At 69.5% G+C, this 20,765-nt stretch carries 24 protein-coding genes; 18 read left to right on the forward strand and 6 right to left on the reverse strand.

What is annotated here, in order from left to right; genetic code table 11:
* The first annotated feature begins 49 nt into the window (after positions 1–49).
* From MKW14_RS20605 to MKW14_RS20630, 6 genes are all read left to right on the forward strand, one after another.
* Positions 50–676 carry a TetR/AcrR family transcriptional regulator gene (locus MKW14_RS20605; protein WP_240864331.1) on the forward strand — a complete coding sequence of 209 codons (627 nt, stop codon included), beginning with the start codon at positions 50–52 and terminating at the stop codon, positions 674–676.
* Between the two features lie 269 nt (positions 677–945).
* Entirely contained in the window at positions 946–2,544 is a 1,599-nt protein-coding gene (locus MKW14_RS20610; protein WP_240864333.1) for a sensor histidine kinase, read from the forward strand.
* A complete protein-coding gene (locus MKW14_RS20615; protein ID WP_133045006.1) occupies positions 2,541–2,948 on the forward strand; it encodes a roadblock/LC7 domain-containing protein in 408 nt (135 codons plus the stop codon). Before MKW14_RS20610 ends, MKW14_RS20615 begins: the two co-directional genes overlap by 4 nt.
* The gene (locus tag MKW14_RS20620) at positions 2,945–3,349 is read left to right on the forward strand and encodes a DUF742 domain-containing protein (RefSeq protein ID WP_240864335.1); all 405 of its coding nucleotides are present in this window, start codon (positions 2,945–2,947) and stop codon (positions 3,347–3,349) included. The genes MKW14_RS20615 and MKW14_RS20620 overlap by 4 nt, the downstream gene beginning before the upstream one ends.
* A complete protein-coding gene (locus MKW14_RS20625; protein ID WP_240864338.1) occupies positions 3,330–3,950 on the forward strand; it encodes a GTP-binding protein in 621 nt (206 codons plus the stop codon). The genes MKW14_RS20620 and MKW14_RS20625 overlap by 20 nt, the downstream gene beginning before the upstream one ends.
* Positions 3,951–4,025: 75 nt before the next feature.
* Positions 4,026–5,510 (forward strand): cytochrome P450, encoded by a 1,485-nt coding sequence (locus MKW14_RS20630; protein ID WP_240864340.1) that lies wholly within the window; start codon positions 4,026–4,028, stop codon positions 5,508–5,510.
* An 18-nt stretch (positions 5,511–5,528) separates the two neighbouring features.
* Here the strand turns inward: MKW14_RS20630 and MKW14_RS20635 are convergent, their stop codons facing one another.
* Entirely contained in the window at positions 5,529–6,470 is a 942-nt protein-coding gene (locus tag MKW14_RS20635; RefSeq protein WP_240864341.1) for an RluA family pseudouridine synthase, read from the reverse strand.
* A gap of 633 nt (positions 6,471–7,103) precedes the next feature.
* Here MKW14_RS20635 and MKW14_RS20640 point away from each other — a divergent pair.
* Together MKW14_RS20640 and MKW14_RS20645 are read left to right on the forward strand one after the other, a co-directional pair.
* On the forward strand, positions 7,104–8,129 hold the full coding sequence (locus MKW14_RS20640; protein WP_240864343.1) for a terpene synthase family protein: 1,026 nt from the start codon (positions 7,104–7,106) through the stop codon (positions 8,127–8,129).
* Positions 8,130–8,175: 46 nt separating this feature from the next.
* Complete coding sequence (locus tag MKW14_RS20645; RefSeq protein ID WP_240864345.1) at positions 8,176–8,763, forward strand: GNAT family N-acetyltransferase; 588 nt, start codon at positions 8,176–8,178, stop codon at positions 8,761–8,763.
* 61 nt (positions 8,764–8,824) lie between these two features.
* On the opposite strand, the gene MKW14_RS20650 is transcribed toward MKW14_RS20645, so the two are convergent.
* A complete protein-coding gene (locus MKW14_RS20650) occupies positions 8,825–10,342 on the reverse strand; it encodes an amino acid permease (RefSeq protein ID WP_240864347.1) in 1,518 nt (505 codons plus the stop codon).
* A 198-nt stretch (positions 10,343–10,540) separates the two neighbouring features.
* Between MKW14_RS20650 and MKW14_RS20655 the strand changes: the two genes are divergently transcribed.
* Positions 10,541–11,089 carry an ABC transporter permease gene (locus MKW14_RS20655; protein WP_240864389.1) on the forward strand — a complete coding sequence of 183 codons (549 nt, stop codon included), beginning with the start codon at positions 10,541–10,543 and terminating at the stop codon, positions 11,087–11,089.
* A gap of 102 nt (positions 11,090–11,191) precedes the next feature.
* Here MKW14_RS20655 and MKW14_RS20660 read toward each other — a convergent pair whose 3' ends face one another.
* The 3 genes from MKW14_RS20660 to MKW14_RS20670 all read right to left on the reverse strand — a co-directional run bounded on the left by MKW14_RS20660 (position 11,192) and on the right by MKW14_RS20670 (position 13,444).
* Positions 11,192–12,040, reverse strand: coding sequence for a siderophore-interacting protein (locus MKW14_RS20660; RefSeq protein WP_240864349.1), 849 nt, complete (start codon positions 12,038–12,040; stop codon positions 11,192–11,194).
* 100 nt (positions 12,041–12,140) lie between these two features.
* Positions 12,141–13,046: a 5'-3' exonuclease gene (locus MKW14_RS20665; protein WP_240864391.1), complete on the reverse strand. Its 906-nt coding sequence runs from the start codon at positions 13,044–13,046 to the stop codon at positions 12,141–12,143.
* 44 nt (positions 13,047–13,090) lie between these two features.
* Positions 13,091–13,444 carry a hypothetical protein gene (locus MKW14_RS20670; protein ID WP_240864351.1) on the reverse strand — a complete coding sequence of 118 codons (354 nt, stop codon included), beginning with the start codon at positions 13,442–13,444 and terminating at the stop codon, positions 13,091–13,093.
* Positions 13,445–14,167: 723 nt separating this feature from the next.
* Here MKW14_RS20670 and MKW14_RS20675 point away from each other — a divergent pair.
* Together MKW14_RS20675 and MKW14_RS20680 are read left to right on the forward strand one after the other, a co-directional pair.
* Positions 14,168–14,737 (forward strand): helix-turn-helix domain-containing protein, encoded by a 570-nt coding sequence (locus tag MKW14_RS20675; RefSeq protein WP_240864352.1) that lies wholly within the window; start codon positions 14,168–14,170, stop codon positions 14,735–14,737.
* Entirely contained in the window at positions 14,734–15,459 is a 726-nt protein-coding gene (locus MKW14_RS20680) for a helical backbone metal receptor (RefSeq protein WP_240864353.1), read from the forward strand. The genes MKW14_RS20675 and MKW14_RS20680 overlap by 4 nt, the downstream gene beginning before the upstream one ends.
* A gap of 198 nt (positions 15,460–15,657) precedes the next feature.
* On the opposite strand, the gene MKW14_RS20685 is transcribed toward MKW14_RS20680, so the two are convergent.
* On the reverse strand, positions 15,658–16,929 hold the full coding sequence (locus MKW14_RS20685) for a site-specific integrase (protein ID WP_240864354.1): 1,272 nt from the start codon (positions 16,927–16,929) through the stop codon (positions 15,658–15,660).
* Between the two features lie 184 nt (positions 16,930–17,113).
* Here MKW14_RS20685 and MKW14_RS20690 point away from each other — a divergent pair, with 184 nt between their 5' ends.
* From MKW14_RS20690 to MKW14_RS20720, 7 genes are all read left to right on the forward strand, one after another.
* Positions 17,114–17,374: a helix-turn-helix domain-containing protein gene (locus MKW14_RS20690; protein WP_240864355.1), complete on the forward strand. Its 261-nt coding sequence runs from the start codon at positions 17,114–17,116 to the stop codon at positions 17,372–17,374.
* Positions 17,375–17,538: 164 nt separating this feature from the next.
* Positions 17,539–17,850 carry a hypothetical protein gene (locus MKW14_RS20695; RefSeq protein WP_240864356.1) on the forward strand — a complete coding sequence of 104 codons (312 nt, stop codon included), beginning with the start codon at positions 17,539–17,541 and terminating at the stop codon, positions 17,848–17,850.
* Positions 17,847–18,149, forward strand: a complete 303-nt coding sequence (locus tag MKW14_RS20700; protein WP_240864358.1) for a helix-turn-helix domain-containing protein — start codon at positions 17,847–17,849, stop codon at positions 18,147–18,149. The genes MKW14_RS20695 and MKW14_RS20700 overlap by 4 nt, the downstream gene beginning before the upstream one ends.
* Positions 18,150–18,172: 23 nt before the next feature.
* Positions 18,173–18,310 (forward strand): hypothetical protein, encoded by a 138-nt coding sequence (locus MKW14_RS20705; RefSeq protein ID WP_240864359.1) that lies wholly within the window; start codon positions 18,173–18,175, stop codon positions 18,308–18,310.
* 119 nt (positions 18,311–18,429) lie between these two features.
* Positions 18,430–18,774 carry a hypothetical protein gene (locus MKW14_RS20710; protein ID WP_240864362.1) on the forward strand — a complete coding sequence of 115 codons (345 nt, stop codon included), beginning with the start codon at positions 18,430–18,432 and terminating at the stop codon, positions 18,772–18,774.
* Positions 18,775–18,844: 70 nt separating this feature from the next.
* Positions 18,845–19,021 carry a hypothetical protein gene (locus tag MKW14_RS20715; RefSeq protein ID WP_240864363.1) on the forward strand — a complete coding sequence of 59 codons (177 nt, stop codon included), beginning with the start codon at positions 18,845–18,847 and terminating at the stop codon, positions 19,019–19,021.
* A 379-nt stretch (positions 19,022–19,400) separates the two neighbouring features.
* Positions 19,401–20,765, forward strand: a 1,365-nt coding sequence (locus MKW14_RS20720) for a DUF5906 domain-containing protein (RefSeq protein ID WP_240864365.1), incomplete at its 3' end; no start/stop codon positions are given.

The following is a 20,765-nucleotide window of genomic DNA, read 5'->3' on the forward strand; positions in this document are numbered from 1 at the left end:
AGATCGCCCCGGGGGTCGTCGTACCAGGTGGTGTGCGAGGATCGAACACATGGGAACGACGGGTGGGCGCCGGGTCGGCAGGCCCCGGGCCGCGCAGCGGCCGGACAGTGGGCTCTCGCCGCGCGACGAACTGCTCGCGGCCGCCGCCGAGTTGTTCACCACCCGGGGCTACGCGGCCACCACCACCCGTGCGGTGGCCGAGCGTGCGGGCATGCGGCAGGCCTCGATGTACCACTACGTCTCGGGCAAGGAGGAACTCCTCGCCGACCTGCTGGAGTCCACGGTCACGCCCTCGCTGACGTACGCCCGCCGGCTGCTCGCCGATGACGCGAGGCCCGCCGAGGAGCGGCTGTGGGACCTGTGCCGCACCGACGTCGAGCTGCTGTGCGGCGGCCCGCACAACCTCGGGGGCCTCTATCTGCTGCCCGAGGTGCGGGCCGAGCGGTTCGCCGGCTTCCATGCCGTGCGCGCCGAACTCAAGGACGCCTACCGGCAGTTGCTCGCCGCCACCCCGGCCGGCGGCATGCTCGCCAAGAGCGAGCTCGACCTCCGTACGGACCTGTTGTTCGGGTTGATCGAGGGCGTGATCCTGGTCCACCGCTCCGACCCCGAGCGGCCGGTGTCGGTGTTCGCGGAGGCCACGGCGGACGCGGCGTTGCGTATCGCCGGGGTCTGAACGGCCGCCCCGGAAGGGGATCTTCACCCGTCACGGTGAGTCAACTTCGTACGCCCGTACGCCGTCACGCACCGTGTGCGATCGGGGGCTCAGCGTGTAAATGGGCCGAGAGTACTCCGGTCCCGTGCCCGGTTTCAGGTGCTTGCTGAATATGACACGGCGATGATCTGGTCGGACTAAGCTCGCCCGCGGCGCACCGAGTTGAACCGTATTCGTGCGCTTGTTCCCCATATGTGCGACTCCCCGTCGATTCGTTTCAGAGGGCCTACATGGTGAGTGTTCAGTCCCCGCCCGGGCGCCGTGAACTTCCCTACGCGCGCGTGTTGTTGCTCCCCGCGATAGCGATGGCCGCGGCGACCGGCGCCGCCGTCGCCGCGGTGACCGAGCCCGCCAGGGCCGCCGTCGGCTGGTGCGGCGCCGTCGCCACCCTCCTGGTGATCGCGACGGCGGCCGAGGCGGTACGACGCGGCCGCCGTCTGCGGGCCCTGCGCGAGGAGAGCAGCCGTCACATCGCGTACCTGGAACAGCGCGTGGCCGCACACGACCACGAGATCGTGCGCCTCGGCCGGGAGATCACTCCCGCCGCCATCCACCAGCTGCGCATCGGCGTTTCACCCAGAGAGGTGATTCGCAGCCTGGGCGACGTCGACCCCTCGTACCGCGACCTCACCCCGGCGCAGGCGGCCCTGGTCCAGCGGATGGTCGACATCGTCGACCACGAGGAAGCCCTGCGCGACTCGTCGGCCCGCTCCTTCGTCAGCGTCGCCCGGCGCGTCCAGGCCATCGTGCACCAGCAGGCCAGCGAACTCCGCGAGATGGAGGAGGACCACGGCCGCAACCCCGAGGTCTTCGACGACCTGCTGCGCATCGACCACGGCACCATGCTGATCGGCCGTCTCGCCGACTCCATCTCCGTGCTCGGCGGCGGCCGTCCCGGCCGCCAGTGGCCCGAACCCGTCCCGCTGTACAGCGTGCTGCGCGGCGCCATGTCCCGCATCCTGGAGTACCGCCGGATCAGCCTGGACTCCATCGCCAAGGTCAACATCAACGGCGTCTCCGTCGAACCCGTCATCCACGCGGCCGCCGAACTCCTCGACAACGCCACCCGCTACTCGCCGCCGCAGACCAAGGTGCACGTCACCGCCAGCGAGGTGCAGACCGGGGTCGCGATCGAGATCGAGGACGCCGGCGTCAGCCTCAGCGAGGAGGCCCGCGCCCGGGCCGAGGGCATGCTCGAACGCGCCAAGCAGGGTACCGACCTGCAGGACCTCGGCGAGTCCCCGCGCCTCGGCCTCGCCGTCGTCGGCCGGCTGTGCACGGCGTACGACATGCAGGTCTCGCTGCGCTCCTCCGCGTACGGAGGCGTCCGCGCCGTCCTCATCGTGCCGCGCGACATGATGACCGAGGACCCCGCGCCCGGACTCGCCCACGGCATCGGCGCCGCCTCCGCGCCCAAGCCCGACGACGCGCTCGAAGGCCCCCAGCGCCCGCCCAAGAAGCGGCGCCCCACCAACCCCAAGTACCCGGTCGGCGTCTCCATGGAGGACGACGTCCCCGTGGTCACCGAGTGGACCGCGGGCGGGCTGCCGCAGCGCCGCAGCCGCGTCAAGACCCCGCTCAGCCAGCGGATCGCCGAGCAGGAGGCCATCGAACGGGCCGAACGGGAGGGCCGGCCGACCGTCTGGTCGACGCGGAAGCCCGAGCCCGAGCCCGAACCGGCCGAGGACGAGCCCGCACCCGGTGCCTGGGTCGAGGCGTTCTGGAACGGCCTCAAGGACAAGCCCGACCCGCTCACACTCCAACCGCGAACCCGACCGGCCCGCGCCGAGGCCCGCGCCGAGGCCGATGACGAGGGAGACCTCACGTGATCCAGCAGCGCGCCAACTTCGACTGGCTGCTCAAGGACCTGCACGACGGCGTACCGGGCATCGAGATGATCGTGGTGCTCTCCGCCGACGGACTGCGCATCGCCCGCTACGGCGGCGACCCGGACACCGCCGACCGCGTCGCCGCGGCCTGCGCGGGCCTGCAGAGTCTGGCGAGCGCCGTCGCCCAGGAGATCCCCAACAGCGACGGCAAGATGAAGATGGTCCTCATCGAGATCAACGGCGGCTACTTCTACCTGATGGCCGCGGGCGCCAACGCCTACCTCGCCGTGCTCTCCGACACGTTCGCCGAACCCGGCCTGATGAGCAACCGGATGTCCGACCTCGTCGCCCGCATCGGCGCCCATCTGACCAGTCCGCCCCGGCGCAACGGGCAGACCGTATGACTCCTCCGCAACGCCGGCGGCGCCGCTTCAAGGAACAACCGTCGCCACCGCCGGCCCCACCCGGCACCCCGAGACAACCGGAGCGGCTCTTCGTGGTGGCCGGGCCGGACGGCGACGGCGAACGCGACCAGGACCTCGACCTCGTCACGTTGATCGTGGCGCGCGCCGACCCCCCGCCGTCCGCCACGCCCGAGCAGTCGGCGCTGCTCCGGCTCTGCACCACCCCCCTGTCCGTGGCCGAGCTCTCGGCGTATCTCAACCTGCCGTTCAGCGTGATGACGGTCCTGCTCACCGACATGCTGGCGGCCGGCCTGGTGACGGCGCGCGCACCGATCGTGCGCCAGTCCGTCGCCGACCGTTCCCTCCTCGAAGCGGTGATGCATGGACTTCAAAGGCTCTGACACCATCCCCGGCCCACGCACCGAGGACCAGCTGCCGCACACGGCCGCGGCAGCGGTCAAGATCGTGATCGTGGGCGGATTCGGCGTCGGCAAGACGACCATGGTCGGCTCCGTCAGCGAGATCAGGCCGCTGACCACCGAAGAGACCATGACACAGGCCGGCATCGGCGTCGACGACAACTTCGGCTCGGAGACCAAGACGGCCACCACCGTCGCCATGGACTTCGGCCGCATCAGCATCACCGAAGAACTGGTGCTGTACCTCTTCGGCACTCCCGGCCAGGAACGCTTCTGGTTCCTGTGGAACGGCCTGTTCGACGGCGCGCTGGGCGCGGTGGTGCTGGTCGACACCCGCCGACTGGAGGTCAGTTTCGACGTCATAGGGCGGCTGGAGGAACGCGGGGTGCCCTTCGTGGTCGCCGTCAACACCTTCCCCGACGCGCCCCGTTACCCCATCGACGAACTCCGTACGGCACTCGACCTGCCGGACGAGATCCCCATCGTCGAGTGCGACGCCCGCCGCCGGGCCTCCAGCCGGGACGTCCTGATGACCCTGCTGCGCTTCCTGCACGCCCTGGCGATGACCAAGGCCCCGGCGTGAGCCGTCACCCTCTTGTACCCCGGATCACCTCACCTTCGGACGTACCCGGATCACTTCCCTCTCGGAGCGAGCATCGTGACCCCAGACCCCCTCTTCCCCCCCACCACGGACACCCCCACCACCGCCCCACCCCCGGGCTGCCCGGCGCATGGCATCGGGCCGGGTGGGTTGCGGCGGCTCTACGGGCCTGAGGCGGAGGACCTGGGGGCCCTGTACGAGAAGCTGCGCAGCGAACACGGGCCGGTGGCTCCCACGCTGCTGCACGAGGACGTTCCGATCTGGGTCGTCCTGGGCCACAGCGAGAACATGCACATGGTGCGCTCGCCGTCGCAGTTCTGTCGTGACACCCGGCTGTGGACCGCCCTGCAGGACGGCACGGTCAAGCCCGACCATCCGCTCATGCCGCACTTCGCCTGGCAGCCCATCTGCGTCCACGCCGAGGGCGAGGAGCACCAGCGGCTGCGGGGTGCCGTGACGGGCGCCATGTCGACGATCGACCACCGCGGTATCCGCCGCCACATCAACCGCGCGACCCAGCACCTCGTCAACGAGTTCTGCGAGACGGGCAGGGCCGACCTGGTCAGCCAGTTCGCCGAGCATCTGCCGATGATGGTGATGTGCGAGATCCTCGGCATGCCCGAGGAGTACAACGACCGCATCGTGCAGGCGGCGCGTGACATGCCCAAGGGCACCGAGACCGCGATCGCCAGCAACGCGTACCTCATGGACGTCCTGATGCGGCTCACCGCCCGCCGCCGGGCCGATCCCCAGGACGACTTCACCAGCCATCTGATCAACCACCCGGCGGGACTCACCGACGACGAGGTCGGCCAGCACCTGCGCATCATCCTGGTCGCGTCGTACGAGGCCACCGCCAACCTGCTCGCCAACGTACTGCGCGTGGTGCTCACCGACCCCGGATTCCGCGCCCGGCTCAGCGGCGGCCAGATGACGGTGCCGCAGGCGGTCGAGCAGTCCCTGTGGGACGAGCCGCCGTTCAGCACCGTCATGCCCTACGTCGCCAAACAGGACACCGAGTTGGGTGGGCAGCGCATCCGCAAGGGTGACGCGCTCATCCTCGGCATCGCGCCGGGCAACGTCGACCCGCGGGTCCGGCCCGACCTCACGGCGAACATGCAGGGCAACCGCTCCCACCTCGCCTTCGGCGGCGGATCCCACGAGTGCCCGGGTCAGGACATCGGCCGCGCCATCGCCGACGTCGGCGTCGACGCGCTGCTGACGCGTCTGCCCGATGTCCAACTCGCCTGCGAGGAAGACGAGTTGCGATGGCGGGAGACCATCTCCAACCGGCATCTGGTGGAACTCCCGGTGAAGTTCGCGCCCAAGCCCCAGCAGGACGTCATGGCGCGACCCGCACATCCGCTGGCGTCGCAACAGCGCCCCGGCGACTGGCAGGTGGGCACATCGCTGCCCCGGGCGACCGTCCCGGAGCCTCCCGTCCCGGCCGTGCCGCCCACATCCACGCCGGTCCCCACGCCCGAACCGGCCCGTCGGCCGGGCATGTTCCAGCGTTTCCTGCGCTGGTGGCGCGGCGAGTGACCGACCGGACCGCGGAGGTCACTTCGCCCACTCGTCGTACGACGACCAGGCCCGCAGCACCCGCGGGCTGACGAACCGGTGCTCGCGGCCCGTGATCGGATCGGTGAACTCCAGTACCCGTGCCAGCAGTTGGAGCGGGCGCCGGAAGTCACCGGCCGGCACGGGGCCGGTCACCACCGGATAGAGGGGATCGCCGAGGATCGGCACCCCCAGGGCGCTCATGTGGACCCTCAGTTGGTGCGTCTGGCCGGTACTCGGCAGCAGCCGGTACCGGGCCAGTCCGCGGCGGTGCTCCAGCAACTCGATCCGGCTGACGGCGTTGGGCTCCCCCTCGACCTCACGAGCGGCCAGCACCCCGCGCTCCTTGACGATCCTGCTGCGCACGGTGCGCGGCAGGTCCAGCCCGGGGTCGTACGCCGCCACCGCCTCGTACTCCTTGCCCACCCGCCGGTCGCGGAACAGCGACTGGTACGCGCCGCGCTCCTCGGGCCGTACGGTGAACAGCACCAAGCCTGCCGTCAGCCGGTCCAGGCGGTGGGCGGCGCCCAGCGTCGGCACACCGAGCTCCCGCCGCAGCCGCGCGAGGGCCGTCTCGGCGACATGGCTGCCGCGGGGCGTGGTGGCCAGGAAGTGCGGCTTGTCGGCCACCACCACATGCTCGTCCCGGTAGAGGACATCGATCGCGAACGGCACCCGCTCCTCGTCGGGCAGCTCGCGGTGGAACCACACGTACATGCCTGGCAGGTACGCCGTCTCACGCGACACCGGGCGACCGTCGGCATCGACGATGCGTCCCGCCTCCAGCATCTCGTCGATCACACCGGCGCCGGCCGCCAGTCGCGCCACGAGATGATCCCGTACGGTCGCCCAGGCGCCCTCGGCCGGCAACCGCACCCGCACAGGATCCACCCCGTCGCGCTGCGGCAGGGGAGAGGGCGGGGGCGGGGTACGGCGTCTCATCATGATCAAGCGTACGAGGTGGCGCCGTACGGCCGGTGGGGCGCACCGGGGGTGCGAGGTGTGTGACGTGCGCTTCCCTCGATGGCACGTAGTGAGTGGGGTGTTGTTCGGGGGCGCACATCGTAGGTCGGGTACGCATCGGCACGTAGACGCGTGCGCCTTCCCGCGTCGGCACGGGGCTGGCACAGTTGTATGGCTCGTCCACGTCGTGCAAGCGGACTTGCAGCGGCCCGCTCCTTGTGTGGACCGGGCGCGTGGGGTGATGTACGTGGACCAGAGACGGACTGTGGGACGGGCGCTGTCGGCACGGTGTGGTCCAGCGGCGTACGAGGGCGGCCCGGGGGAGGGGCTTGGTGCCGACGCGTCCACTGATCCGACGCCCGACCGCAGGGGCGCGCACCGGCGCCCGTACTCCACGGTGACCAACTCGCCCTCGCCGCTTGGTAGATACATCTGTTAGTCTGCCGCGAAATCGCCTGCAGGCTGAGACTGCTCCATCCAAGCACTTGGCGAGGTCGTCGACGTGACGTCCGACGTCCCCGCACCCGACGGCGAGGCGCCCCGTCGGCCGCGTATTCAGCGTTGTGATCTGGCCACGGAGAAAAGCACCTTGAGCAGAACTGGGAGAGATTCATGCCCCAGAACGTCACCATCGAGTTGCCCATATCTTTTCGGTTGAACTCCGGTCTGACGGCCGCAAGGGAACGTAATCTGCACTGGATGCGCCGCCAGGAACTGGTGCTGGGAGAAAAGGCCGCCCAGCGCTATGTGTTCTCCGCGGTGGCGGACCTGGCCGCCTACAGCTATCCGGACGTCGAGGGTGACGACCTCGATCTGGCCTTCGACACCATGGGCTGGTTCTTCCTGTTCGACGACCTCTTCGACGTCCCCGCGGGGCACAGGGCCGAGGAAGCCGTCGACGTGTGCCGCCGGCTCATCGCCCTCCTCCGCGACCCCGTGCCGCAGGCGGGCAGGCACGACGCACCCCTCGTGAGGGCTTTCGCGGACATCTGGTCCCGGGCCGGGATCGGCATGTCCGAGGAATGGCGGCAGCGGGCCGCTCACAACTGGGTGGACTACCTCACGGGAAACCTCACCGAGGAGATCGACCGACGTACCTGGGTCCCGCAGGACTACGCCACCCGGATGAGGATCGGCCACCGCACGCTCGGCCTGGTGCCGTCGCTGGATCTGGCCGAGAGGGTGGGGCACTTCGAGATCCCACTGCTCGTCTGGCACGGCAGCCATCTGGAATCCATGCGACAAGCGGCCGTCGACGCGGTCAAACTCATCAACGAAGTGATGTCCCTGGAGAACGACGACGCGCGGGGCGATCCGAATCTGGTGCACTGCCTTGTACGGGAACGCGACTGCTCCCGGCCGGAAGCCATCGAATTGGCCGTCGCCCTCGTCCAGTCGGCGGTCGCCAGACTTTTCGCGCAAGCGAAACGGATTCCCCTGTTCTGCTCCCGTCTCGGGCTCACGAGCGATGAGACCGACAATGTCCGGCGCTATACGAACGCCATGATCACATGGATACGCGGCAGTTATGACTGGAGCCGAATAAACGGCCGCTATACCGCGTACACGGCCAGCGCCCTGGGCTCGGGTGTGACCGGCCAGCTCCATCCCGCGAACCTCACACCGGTGTCTCCGTAGAAAAACCGCTGGGCCCCCGCACCCCCCGCTTGGCAGGATGCCGTACATGCCGTTCACCGCCGATGTCGTGTTGCCCGAGGGGGCCCTCGCTCGGGGGCCGCAGCCTGTGCTGTCCACCGGTTACGGGCTGGTGCTGCGGCCCTGGCGGGGGGAGGACGCGGGGGCCGTGCACGAGGCGTTCCAGGATCCGCTCATGCATCAGTGGCACATCCGGCGCAGTGACTCCGAGGAGGAGGCCGCCGGGTGGATCCGGGAGTGGCAGAAGGAATGGGAGGGTGAGCGCAACGCCCAGTGGGCCGTGGTCGACGCGGAGACCGACCGGCTGAGGGGGCGGGTCGCGCTGCGGGAGATCCGGCTGGTCGAGGCACTGGCCAAGGTCGCGTATTGGACCACCGCGGCGGCCCGCGGTCAGGGCGTCGCCGGCCGCGCGACCAACACCCTGACCCGCTGGGCCTTCGACGAGATCGGCTTCCACCGCCTCGAACTCCTGCACGCCACCGCCAACCGGGCCTCCTGCCGCGTCGCCGCCAAGACCGGCTTCACCCTGGAGGGCACCAGGCGCCGTGCCGCCTACCACCAGGACGGCTGGCACGACATGCACCTGCACGCCCGCCTGCGCGAGAACAGCGACTGATCGACCGGCGGATCCCGGTGGGTGGCACCGCCTCGGTGGTCCGATAGGCCTGGGTGGCCCGTTAGACCGCCGCTTCCTGAACCGCCGGCTCCGGTACGGGACTTCCCGCCTCCGACGTCCTGCGGTACGCCCGGTACCCGGCGCCCGCCAGCAGCGTGGCGGCGAGGAACAGGACCGTGAACCACTGGAAGTACCAGTGGCCGCCCGCCGGGTCGTACACCGCCGCCCGGGGCCAGGCCAGGTTGACGGTCATGGCGAGGCCGTAGAGCAGGGCGAGGGCGTTGACCGGGATGCCCCAGCGGCCGAGTGAGAAGAGCCTTCCGCCCGTCTCGTCGGTGCCGCGCGAGCTGAACTCGCCGCGCAGACGGCGGACCAGGAGCGGGCCGGTGACCATCGCGTACGCCAGGTACAGCATCACGATGCAGGTCGTGCCGATGGCCAGGAAGGCGTCCGGGGAGGCGAAGTTGAGCAGCAGCAGGGCCGCCGCGAGGACGCCGACGACCACCGCGGGGGCGCTGGGCATCCCGGTGCGCGGGTTGACGTGCGCCAGGCGGCGGGAGAAGGGGAGCTGTCCGTCGCGGGCCATGGAGAAGAGCATGCGGCAGGCCGCCGTCTGGATCGCCAGGGTCGCCACCGCGATGGCCACGACCACGTCGGCGAGCAGCACCTTGCCGACACCGTCGCCGAGGCGGCTGGTCAGGACGTAGCTGAGTCCGTCGACGCCCAGGTGCCCGTCGGTCAGGCTGGGCGCGGCGAGCAGTCCGCCGAGGATGACCAGACCGCCCAGCAGGCCGGCGGCGCCGAGCGCGGTGAGGATCGTACGGGGAGCGGTACGGCGGGGGTTGTGCGTCTCCTCGCTCATCTCGCCCGCGCTGTCGAAGCCGATCATCACGTACGCCGCCGTGAACGAGCCGACCAGCAGCGCGCCCAGCAGTCCGGAGCTCGCCGCGCCCTCGGTGTGGAAGGTGATGCCGGGGGAGCGCTTGGAGTGGGTGAGCAGCAGGACGACGATCAGGACCGCGCCGATGATCTCGGCGGTCACGCCGACGCGGTTGATCATGGACATCACGCGGTTGTCCACGATGTTCACCACCGTGGTCAGCGCGAGCAGGAGCACGCCCAGCACCGCCGCGTTCGCCGCGCCGTCCGTCGAGGTCACCGCCGGGTCGCTGCCGACGAGTTGGAAGCCGGACCAGATCGCCGGGAGCACCATCTGCAGGGCCAGGGCCGCCGCCGCGACCACCACGATCTGCCCGATCACCATGATCCAGCCGGCGAACCAGCCGAAGGTGACGTTCGACAGGCGCGAGGACCACTGGTAGACAGCGCCCGAGATGGGGTAGCGGGCCGCGAGTTCGGCGAAGCACGCGGCCACCAGGAGCTGGCCGACCAGTACCGCCGGCCAGGCCCAGAAGAAGACCGGGCCGCCGAAGGCGTACCCGAAGGCGAAGAACTGGAAGACCGTCGTCAGGACGGAGATGAAGGAGAACCCGGCCGCGAAGGAGGCGTACCGGCCCAGGCTGCGGTGCAGTTCCTGGCGATAGCCGAACTCGGCGAGGGAATGGTCGGTTGACGGCACGGCGGCACCTGCCTTCGGCGCGGTTCCTGCGAGCTGATTCCTGTCAGGCGACAGAAATTAGGGACGGCCTGTTTCGCCCGCGTCACGCCGCCGTGTCCGGGCCGGGCCCAACTCCTCACGCTCTTGCTATGCACTACCGAACGCGATACATCGTGTGTATTGACGGCCGTCGACGGTCGCGATGTGTTCGGGCAGCTCATGGTGCTCAGCTGGCAGCCCGCCCACGCGATCATCACGCTGATCCAGCCGGTGATCTGGCTGTTCCTGTTCGGCAGCCTCTTCAAGAAGGTCGTCGTCGTCAACAACGGCCTGGTCACCGCGTTCCAGTCGGTCGTCATCGTGCTGCTCGCCCTGGCCGGCGGGGCCGACTACCCCGGCGGCGTGGGCGGTGTGGCGGTCCTGGTCCTCGCCTCCGTGCTGCTCGGCACGATCTTCGGGGCGCTGTCCAACGCGCTCGGCATGCTGGTGCGGGAGCGGGAGTCGATCATCGGCATCAACACCTTCCTGCTGCTGCCGCTGACGTTCCTGTCGAGCGCCTTCATGGCGCCCTCGCAGATGCCCGCCTGGATGCGGCACATCGCCGACTTCAACCCGCTCAACTGCGCCATGGTCGCGGGCCGTTCCGCCCTGTCGGAGCACCCCGACCGGGGTGACGTGCTCAGTCGCGGCGGGGGACTGCTGGCGCTCGCCGTGGTGACCGTGTGGCTGTCGATCCGGACGTTCCGGTCCTACCAGCGATCGGTGTGAGCACGGCGAAAGTGTTAGCAGGGCCAAGGTGTGAGCACGGCCAAGGTGTGAGCACGACGAAGGGGGCGGCACCCGGCACGGGCGCCGCCCCCTTCGGACGTCTCACGCCGCCGGCTCCGCGCCCTCCTGCTCCGCCTCGATGCGCGCGTTCCACTCCCGCTTGGATGCCTGCCAGCCGTCCTCGTTGTGGCCGAGGCGCCAGTAACCGGAGATCGACAGGTCCTCGCGCGGGATCTGCAGCTCGACGCGCAGCAGTTGGCGCAACTCCTTCACGAAGTGCGCCTCGCCGTGCACGAACGCGTGCGGCCGGCCCTCGGGGAACTCCAGCCCCCGTACGGTCTCGCACAGCAGCCCGCCGACCGGCCGGTCACCGCGGTGCAGCCAGACGACGTCCACGTCGGAGTCGATTTTCTGCTCCTCCTCGGGACCGGAGACCTCGACGAAGGCGTGGGCGGTGACACCGCCCGGCAGCGACTCCAGGGCGCGGGCGATCGCCGGCAGGGCGCTCTCGTCCCCCACCAGCAGATGCCAGTCGGCGTTCACATCGGGAGCGTAGGCGCCCCCCGGACCCATGAAGCGCACGGTCTCACCCGGCTGGACCCGCATCGCCCAGGGGCCGGCCAGGCCCTCGTCGCCGTGGATGACGAAGTCCAGGGTCAGCTCGAGGGACTCGGGGTCGAAGGCGCGCACGGTGTACGTCCGGGTCACCGGCCACTGCTCGCGCGGCAGTTCCTCGCGGATGCGCTCCATGTCGAAGGGCTCGGGATAAGTGATGCCCTCGGCCGGCGGGAACAGCAGCTTCACATAGTGGTCGGTGCAGGTGTCCGCCGCGAAACCGGCGAGAGACTCGCCGCCGAGGACCACGCGCTGCATGTGCGGGGTCAGCCGTTCAGTACGGACGACCTGCGCGGAGTGCGGCTTGCGCGGCCTGCGGGCCGGACGTTCTGCCATGACGGCCTCCCATGCTTCCTGCTTAGGCTTACCTAAGTTAGCACCTCTCCCCTGGGCAACACCGCGAAGTGGGCGAGCATTACCAAAACCAGAAGGTCGCTCACGAGCCCAGGGTCGTCAGCAGCCGCTGCAACGAGCCGCCCAGCCCCCAGCGGGCCGCCAGCTCCCGCAGAGCCGCCGCGTCGCGCGGAGCGTGCGGCAGGGCCGTGTCGACGTCCGGCAGCGGAACGTCGTCGGCGACCTTGACCACCTTCGGCGCGACGGCGACGTAGGGCCGTGCCTCGTCGAGCCGCTTGCGCTGCGACGGCGTGAGCTTCGCCCTCGGATCGTCGACCGCGGCCATGATCCCGGCCAGGTCCCCGAACTCGGCGAGCAGCTTCGCGGCCGTCTTCTCACCGATCCCGGGCACGCCCGGCAGGCCGTCGCTCGGGTCGCCGCGCAGCAGCGCCAGATCCGCGTACCCCGGCCCGTCCACCCCGTACTTCTCGCGCAGCCACGCCTCGTCCGTCAGCTGCAGCGTGCCCACGCCCTTGAGCGGGTACAGCACCCGCACTCCGCGCGCGTCGGACACGAGCTGGTACAGGTCGCGGTCGCCGGTGACGATGTCGACCGGGCCCTTCGCCCGCGCCGTGAACGTGCCGATCACGTCGTCCGCCTCGTACGGCTCCACTCCCACGCGCGCGATGCCGAGCGCGTCCAGGACCGCCTCGATGACCGGCACCTGCGGCGACAGCGTGTCCGGTACCTCCTCCTCGTCCGGGCCCGCCTCGTGCTCCTCGGCCACGCGGTGCGCCTTGTAGGAGGGGATCAGGTCGACCCGCCACTGCGGGCGCCAGTCGGCGTCCATGCAGGCCACCAGATGGTCGGGACGGTGGTCCTTGACCAGGCGGTCGATGAACTCCAGCAGGCCGCGCACGGCGTTCACCGGCGTGCCGTCCGGAGCCTTCACGGACTCCGGGACGCCGAAGTAGGCGCGGAAGTAGAGCGAGGCGGTGTCGAGAAGCATCAGTCGTCCGGTCACGCTCGCATCATGCCGCACGGGACCGACAGTCACCCGCCGACGAGCAGCCATCGCCAGCGGGGCCGCTCGGTGACGAGTGCGACCGTGGCGAGGAGTGTCACGGGGACGGCCGCCCACACCGGCCAGACCCACCACGCCGACGCCACCGCGGCACCCAGCTCCAGCAGCACGAACAGGATCGTGACCCACCCCGGCACCGCGACGATCACCTTCTGCTTGTCACCCGGGGTGGAGAAGACGGCCGGCAGACCGATCAGCACCACCAGCGAGAGCACCGACAGCGCCCAGGAGTACGGCCACAGCGCCCAGGGCGTCGCCACCCAGGCCACCAGCTCGGCCGCGAAGCGCAGCGCTGACGGGATGGTGTCGTCCGGTCGTTCCACAGGTCCCCCGTGATCCGTGTGAAGTACGCGGCGGTGATCCTACGCATCGCCCGCGAACCGGTTCGCCTCCGGGTACGGAAAGGATCCGGCCAACCACATAGCGCTACGCCCTCGCCCAAGCCCGGACGCCGCGTCGGCCGGAAACGCCGGCGTCCCCGGCCCCGCCGCCGTACCCCGCTGACCTCGTCACGGCGCGCGACGGCGCTGTCACAACGACCCTATGGCCTGCTGAACCGCCAACTCCGCGTGCTGTCAAGGGACTTCGGGCCACCACCCGCAAGGCCTGATCACAGCCCTGATCGCGGTGTGAAAACCAGGCCGCGAACGGGAACACCCGGGGCTCACCGCGCATTGGAAGGAGAGAAGCGACTTCCGTGCCGGGCGAGGGCCGGTGGCGGCGGTCATGCGCCCGCGCCCTCGCCGCCGGGAGCGCCCGCCGTGCGCGGCGCGCGCTCCCCGCGAGCTGCCGGAGCCCGTCTCGCTCCGGCGCCCGGCCCGGACGGCCTGCGCCCCCGCCGGCCAGCGTCTTCGTCCCGAAGAAGGAATCCCCGCCCGGTGAAGGCGGGGAACTGGTCTACTGGCGAGAGTTGGCGGATTGACCGCATGCGTTGTTTACCAGTGTGTGACGGGCGCATGAAACGGTTTGCCGAACCTGCGTAAGGTGCAGAGAACTCATCAGGAGTACGGCACACCGGGCGACGAGCGAAGGAGGGAGCCGGAGCGATGGGCGACCACAAAGAGCAGCCCCTGCGCGTGGGCGCGGCCGTGCGGCGCCGCCGTCGCACGCTCGAGCTCACCCTCGCCGTCGTGGCCGAGCGCAGCGGCCTGTCCGTGCCCTTCCTGAGCCAGGTGGAGAACGACAGGGCGCGGCCCAGCCGGGCGTCCCTGGAGAAGGTCGCCGACGCCCTGCGCACGACGGCCGTGGAGCTCCTCGCCGCGGCCGACCCGGCGTGCAGCGTCGACGTCGTCCGTGCAGAGGCCGTCGAGCCGCTGCTCGAACCCGCGGTGCGCTCGCTGGTGCGCGGTCACCATCAGATGCACGCCTCGGAGTTCGTCGGCGACCACGACGCCGGCCGTGAATTCCAGTACCGCAACGACCAGTTGATGTATGTCGCCGACGGCGCCGTGGAGATCGAGGCGGAGGGCCGGGCCTACCGGCTCGGCCGCGGCGACACCCTGTACCTGACGGGCGGTGTGCGGCACCGCTGGCGGGCGACCGTGTCGGACACGCGCGTGATCGTCGTCGCGGTGGCCGAGCACATCGAGGCGGTCCGGGACCGGTCGCGCCGGTGACACCCCGTGTCGTCTCGCTCGTGCCCTCGCTGACCGAGGCGGTGGCGGTGTCCGTCCCCGGCGCCCTGGTCGGCGTCACGGACTGGTGCAGCCACCCCGCGCACCTCGACGTCCCCCGTATCGGCGGCACCAAGAACCCCAAGCTGGACACCGTCCTCGCGCTCGCGCCCGACCTGGTGATCGCCAACGAGGAGGAGAACCGCGGGCCCGACCTGACCGCCCTGCGCGAGGCGGGCGTCGAGGTCCTGGTCACCGAGGTGCGGGACGTACCGCAGGCCTTCCGGGAACTGGCGAGGGTGCTCGAGGCGTGCGGCGCCGGATCCCGGCCGCGATGGCTGGAGGAGGCGGAGGAGGCGTGGTCCTCCCTGCCGGTCCCGGACGCCCGTACGACGGCCGTCGTACCGATCTGGCGCCGTCCCTGGATGGTGCTGGGCCGGGACACCTTCGCCGGTGACGTCCTCGCCCGCCTCGGCGTCGACCATCTCTACACGGACCACCCGGACCGCTACCCGCGCGTCCCGCTCGACGAGCTGCGGGCCGCCGCCCCCGACCTCGTCGTCCTCCCCGACGAGCCCTACCGCTTCACCGCCGACGACGGGCCCGAGGCCTTCCCCGGGGTGCCCTGCGCCCTGGTCAGCGGACGGCATCTGACGTGGTACGGGCCGTCGTTGGCCGAGGCCCCGCAGGCGCTGGGCGAGGCGCTGCGAGCAGCCCGCCGCTGACCAGACCGCGCGCGGTGGGCACGGCGGCCGTCGCCCAGGCGACCACGAGCCCGGCGTACGACCCGAGCGCGAGCCAGTCGTACACGACCAGCGCGGCCCACCACGCCATCAGGGCATAAGCTGGTCTTATGCCGTCGACCCTGGTCCTAGGGCTGCGACCTGGCGTTTTCCAGGCCCGTGATACCTCAGTGATACTGATCATGCACTCTGACCAGGGTTTTTACCCTTGAGGACCCTGAGATTGGGCCTGTCGGCAGCGGCATCGTCGCCCGTCGGTGCGGCCGGCCGGCGAAGGGCCGCAACCTGCTTCGCGGCGGCTGCCTGGGAGCCCGGGATGACGTGCGCGTACGTGGTGAGCATCATCGCCACGGTGCGGCCCGCGCGCTCCGCGACGACCTTGACCGGCACGCCCGCCGTCAGCCAGATGGTGACCATCGTGTGCCGGAGACCGTGAAGCGTGAGGCGCGGGAGCGCGTCCTCCCCGAGGGCCTTGCGGCACCGGGCCACGGCGCGGTCGAACGCGGCGCTGACGGTCTTGGGGGTGAGCCGGTGCCCGTTCTCGTTCCCGAAGACGGGCGAGCCGTCCTGGGCGAGCCTGAGGTGCAGCCCGCCGCGCCTGGCCCGCCACGCCTTGAGAACGGCCACGGTCTCGTCGTCCAGGTCGACGGTGCGGGACTTGCGGGTCTTCGTCGGCCCGAGCACCGGCTTGCCCCCTGGACCCGGGCGAGCGTTGCGGTAGACGCTGATCACGTCCCCCTTGACGTCCCGCCAGTCGAGCGCGAGGAGCTCCCCACGCCGCATGCCGGTCGTGGCGGCGACGTACCAGAAGGCCACGTGCTCCGGGTCGTGCTCCGCCGCCCAGGTAAGGAAGGCGTCGAGCTGCTGCGATGACCACGCCTGGGGTGTGGAGGCCTCCTGGTCGTCGAGGCGCGGCGGCGTGGCCCTGGCGGCGGGGTTCTTGCTGAGAAGCGGCGGCTCGGCCTCCACGGCGGCCCTGAGCGACATGCTCAGCACCGCGGCGGCCAGGCGCACCGAGCGCGGCGCGAGCGGGGTCCCTCGGGTGCTCCCGCTCTCCTCCAGTTCGCGGTAGAGGGCGTTGATGCGCGTGGACGAGAGCTTGGCCAGCTTCACGTCACCGATTCGCGGCTTGAGCGTGACGCGGATCATCTGGCCGTACGACTGACGCGTGCCGGGGGAGGTGCGGAGGCCGGCCAGCCACGTGTCCAGCCACTCGCCGACGGTGACCCTGCCGGGGTCGGCGTACATGCCGTCGTCGCTCTTCTTGAGGGCCTCGCGCATGTCCTTCGCGGCCTCGGTACGGGTCTTGAAGCCCCGCCGGACGACGGGCTTGCGCTCGTTCCCGACCTGGATCGTCGCCTTCCAGTAGTACCGCTTCTCACCGTTGCGGAGGCGGTACTCGTACACGCCGCCCTCTCCTGGGCTGCGGCGCGGCTTCCTTGGTGTGCTCATGACACTCTCCGTTCCGTTGTTTACGGGAACTCTCGTTTCCCGGGTCTTCCCAACTAGGGCCAGCTACGCTGCGTAGCGCCCTGGCCCTAATTTTACCTCAACATGCGCAGTAAGTGAACACGGAGAGTCACAATTCCCTGGTCAGAGGCTGGACGAGTTGCTCACTCATAGTTACAATAGGATCATGGACACGACAACGAACACGCGGCGCGGGCGACTGCTGACGTGGTTGGAAAACGGCACCGCGAGGGAGATCCGCGAGAAGGCCGGCCTCAGTCCGGCAAAGCTCGCTGAGCGAGTCGGCGGCATCTCGCGGGTGACGCTCTATCGATGCGAGAAGGAGCGTCACCTGCCTCGCGACCGTGACGCGGCGGTCAGGTACTACGAGGCGTTGGCGCAGCTCCGAGACGAGCAGGAGGGCGCCGGGCGAGGGTCGGCGATATGACCGTATCAACTGATTTGCGCCGACGGCCTTTTCGTCACTACAGTCACGGACGAACCGAGGCCACCCGGCCGAGGAGCGGAACAGGAAGCTTCTGGACCGCTCCATGCCGTGGTGGCTTCCGTGGTTCCAGTGGCTTCCCTCCGCGTGATCGAGAGGGAGCGGACATGACTGAGATTCCCAGTGGGGACAGCGAGACAGGCAAGGTCTCGATCGTCGAGTACTCCGCGGGCGGACGTGATCGGCCCCGGCCTCACTTTGCGCTGAACGTCAGTGGAAACCTGGCGCAGCTCCATGCATCCCTGGTCAAGGAGTCGTCGCACCGTGACGGACGGGCTCACGTCAACCGACACAAGGTGCGAGAGGTCCGTGTGACCTTCGTGCCGTGCCCCTGCGGTGACGGCTTCACGATTGACCACGGCGCGGTGGAGATCGTCCCCCTCGACAATGAGGGTGCTGAGAAGGAAGCCGACGAGTGAACGCCGCCGAGCGCCTTCACGGCCGCTGGTTCGCCACGGTCACCGAGGCCGCCGAGATCCTCCACGTCGACCGGCGAACGGTCTATCGCGCGATCGACCTGGGCGAGATCCCCGCCGTGCGCGTCGGCCAGCAGCTCCGGGTGCCGGTCGCGTGGCTGAGAGAGCGAGCGATGCTCCACGGCGGGCCGCCGCCATCGCCCATCGCGCCCCACGAGGTTCAGGAAGAGACAACGGAAGCCGCCCCCAACGGGGCGGCTTCCGCCGTTTCGGACGGTGCTGCAATCACCGTCCTCAGCTGATCGACAGGGAGATGACGTCAATCATGTCTGATTTTACCCATTTTGACGACGAGGTGACCGCGTTGCGCGACCTTGATGACGCCGAGCTGTCCGTCGGTGCCCTCCGAGCGCTGCTGGATCAGTTGGGCGAGGTTCTCGGGCTCGTGGAGGCCGGCCAGTGACCCCCGGAGCGCACGTCAGCCTGGACGCCGTCGCCCGGTACTGCTCAAAGGCTGGCCTCGGGTCCCTCTCAAGCTGTCGGGACTGGCTCTCGACCGAGTTCAAGGCGAAGGGGCGCGTCATGGTCAATGGCCGTTCCCTCGCGGGCTACAAGGCGCTGAACGGGACCTGGTGGTGCCGCACGAACCGCGTCGCGGTCGTCTTCGGCCTGACGCGGGACGAGAAGGCGGCCCTCAAGCGGCTCGCGGAGGTGCGGCGGCCTCCCAAGTTCTCGCCGACGACGAAAAAGCTGCGTCGTGGTGACTGCCTGGCCTGCGAGGGGTCGTGCAAGCAGCGGGTGCTGATCGAGATGGACGCCGACCTGTCCTGGGATGGCCGGCCAAGCACGGCTCTCGTGGCGGAACTGGAGTACCACCGCGTGGCACCACGGGCGGTGATGATCCGCGTGAACCCGTACCGACGTTGATAAGCAGTGATCACCACTTGAAGTGTACGAGGTCATGACAAGTTAGTAAAATGATCTCAGGAGGTAGGAAATGCCCACTATCGCTGCAGAAGATCGAAAGACCGTCATCGCGGGCGTGCCGATGACCCCCAACATGGACCTGACGATTCGTCGTCTCGCCGCCGAACGGCGCCTCACCCGCGCTGCCTTCATGCGCCAGGTGATCGAGGACGCGGTCAAGCAGTTGACGACCGCGACCGCCGCCTGATCCATCCGCAGACCCCGCGCCCCTCACCACGGCGCGACAGTAGTACCCCAGGAACGACGCGAGCCAGGAATGCGACCGGCTACCAACCGGCTGCTCCTGGCTCGTTCTTTTTGGGCGGTCATCACTCCGCCCGGCTCTCATCTCCACGCATTCACCGCCGCCTCGGGCCTCACCAACCCGTATGGCAGTCGCGCTCACAGCCGTCATCGCTCGCAGCGAGAGGACGACCGACCCCCCGAAGGGAGGCGCTCATGTAGCCGATCACCACACCCAGCGAGCGGAAACCGGAACTCAGTCGAAAGGAACCTACCGTGACTCTCAGTAGTCATTCTAACACGTATCGCATCTCCTCGGGAACTGAGACCCGAGAGGTGACCCGATGACGATTTCCGTTGAGGCGATGGATGCCACCGGCGGGGAGCCGGAGGACTTCCACGCGGTGCACGACGACTTGGAGCTGACCGACCAGGAGCGTGCCGAGATGACGCGCATCGCGATGAGTTGGACCGTCATTCAGCGTCAGCCTGAGCCCGCAGAGCTTCCGTTCGACGACCGAGGCAACTCGGTACAGGCGGAGCTCTCCACGGAGGCGCAGACAGCGATCGCCGCGGAGCTGCTGGATGAAGCGGCTGAGACCGATGACCCGCTCATCAGCGAGGAGGTCAGTGAGGCCGCTCGGATCCTCATGGAGCAGCTGCCGGTTGCCGCTCATGAGGCGATGGCCCGGAACGCGGTCGGGTTCTTCTCGGCCCCGACGCTGCCGATGCAGGTGGCCAGGGAACTGAAGCTTCGCTGGGACCTGGTTCACTACCACGGTAGTCAGAGCGTGTCTCATTCCATCTTCTGGCGAGGCGAGTGGTGGGACCACGTCGGTACTCATTACCAGGCCGTCAGCCGGAAGAGCGTGGAGGACTCCCTCTGGCGAGTGCTGGGTGACGCCCAGTACATGGCTACCGTCACCCGCCGTCGTCGAGACGCCCAGGGCAACCAGGTGGAGGACGAGGAGCAGGTCGCCAAGCCGTGGAACCCCACGCGCACCAGGGTGCAGGACGTCGTGCGAGCCCTGGAGTCGATCAGCGCCGTGGATGAGTCGGTGGATCCCGGGTCACGGCTGGTGTTTCCCGCGCAGTCCTGGCTGCCCGCCTACGCCGACCCGGAGGCGCCCGTTCAGGAGAAGTTGACGTCCCTCCGCAACACCATGCTCAACCTGGCCAGCGGTCAGCGGCACGAGCACGACTCGCGTTACCTCGTGACCTACTCACTGCCGTTCGAGTACGACCCGACCGCCACTTGCCCGCGCTGGGACTCGTTCCTGGAGTCCCTCTGGCCGGGCGACCAGGGTTCGAAGGACCTGCTCCAGGAGTGGTTCGGCTGCGTGCTCAACGGCGACGGCCGGCACGAGAAGATGATGTTCATCATCGGCCCTCGCCGCAGTGGCAAGGGCACCATCGCGACGGTCCTGTCCAGCCTGCTGGGCCGTCAGAACGTGGCCGGCCCGACGCTCAACTCGTTCACCACACAGTTCGGCTTGGCGCCGCTCATCGGGAAGCCGCTCGCCGTCGTCGGTGACGCTCGCAACTCGAAGTCCACCGACATTCACGCCGTCACTGAGAAGCTGCTGATGATCGTGGCAGGTGACGGAATTGACATCGACCGCAAGAACCGCGACTCCTGGTCGGGCATCCTCAACACGCGGATCATGATGATGGCCAACCAGCTCCTCAACTGGAAGGACGCCTCCGGT

This window comes from Streptomyces gilvus (assembly GCF_022513565.1).
In the GTDB taxonomy this organism is placed as follows: domain Bacteria; phylum Actinomycetota; class Actinomycetes; order Streptomycetales; family Streptomycetaceae; genus Streptomyces; species Streptomyces gilvus.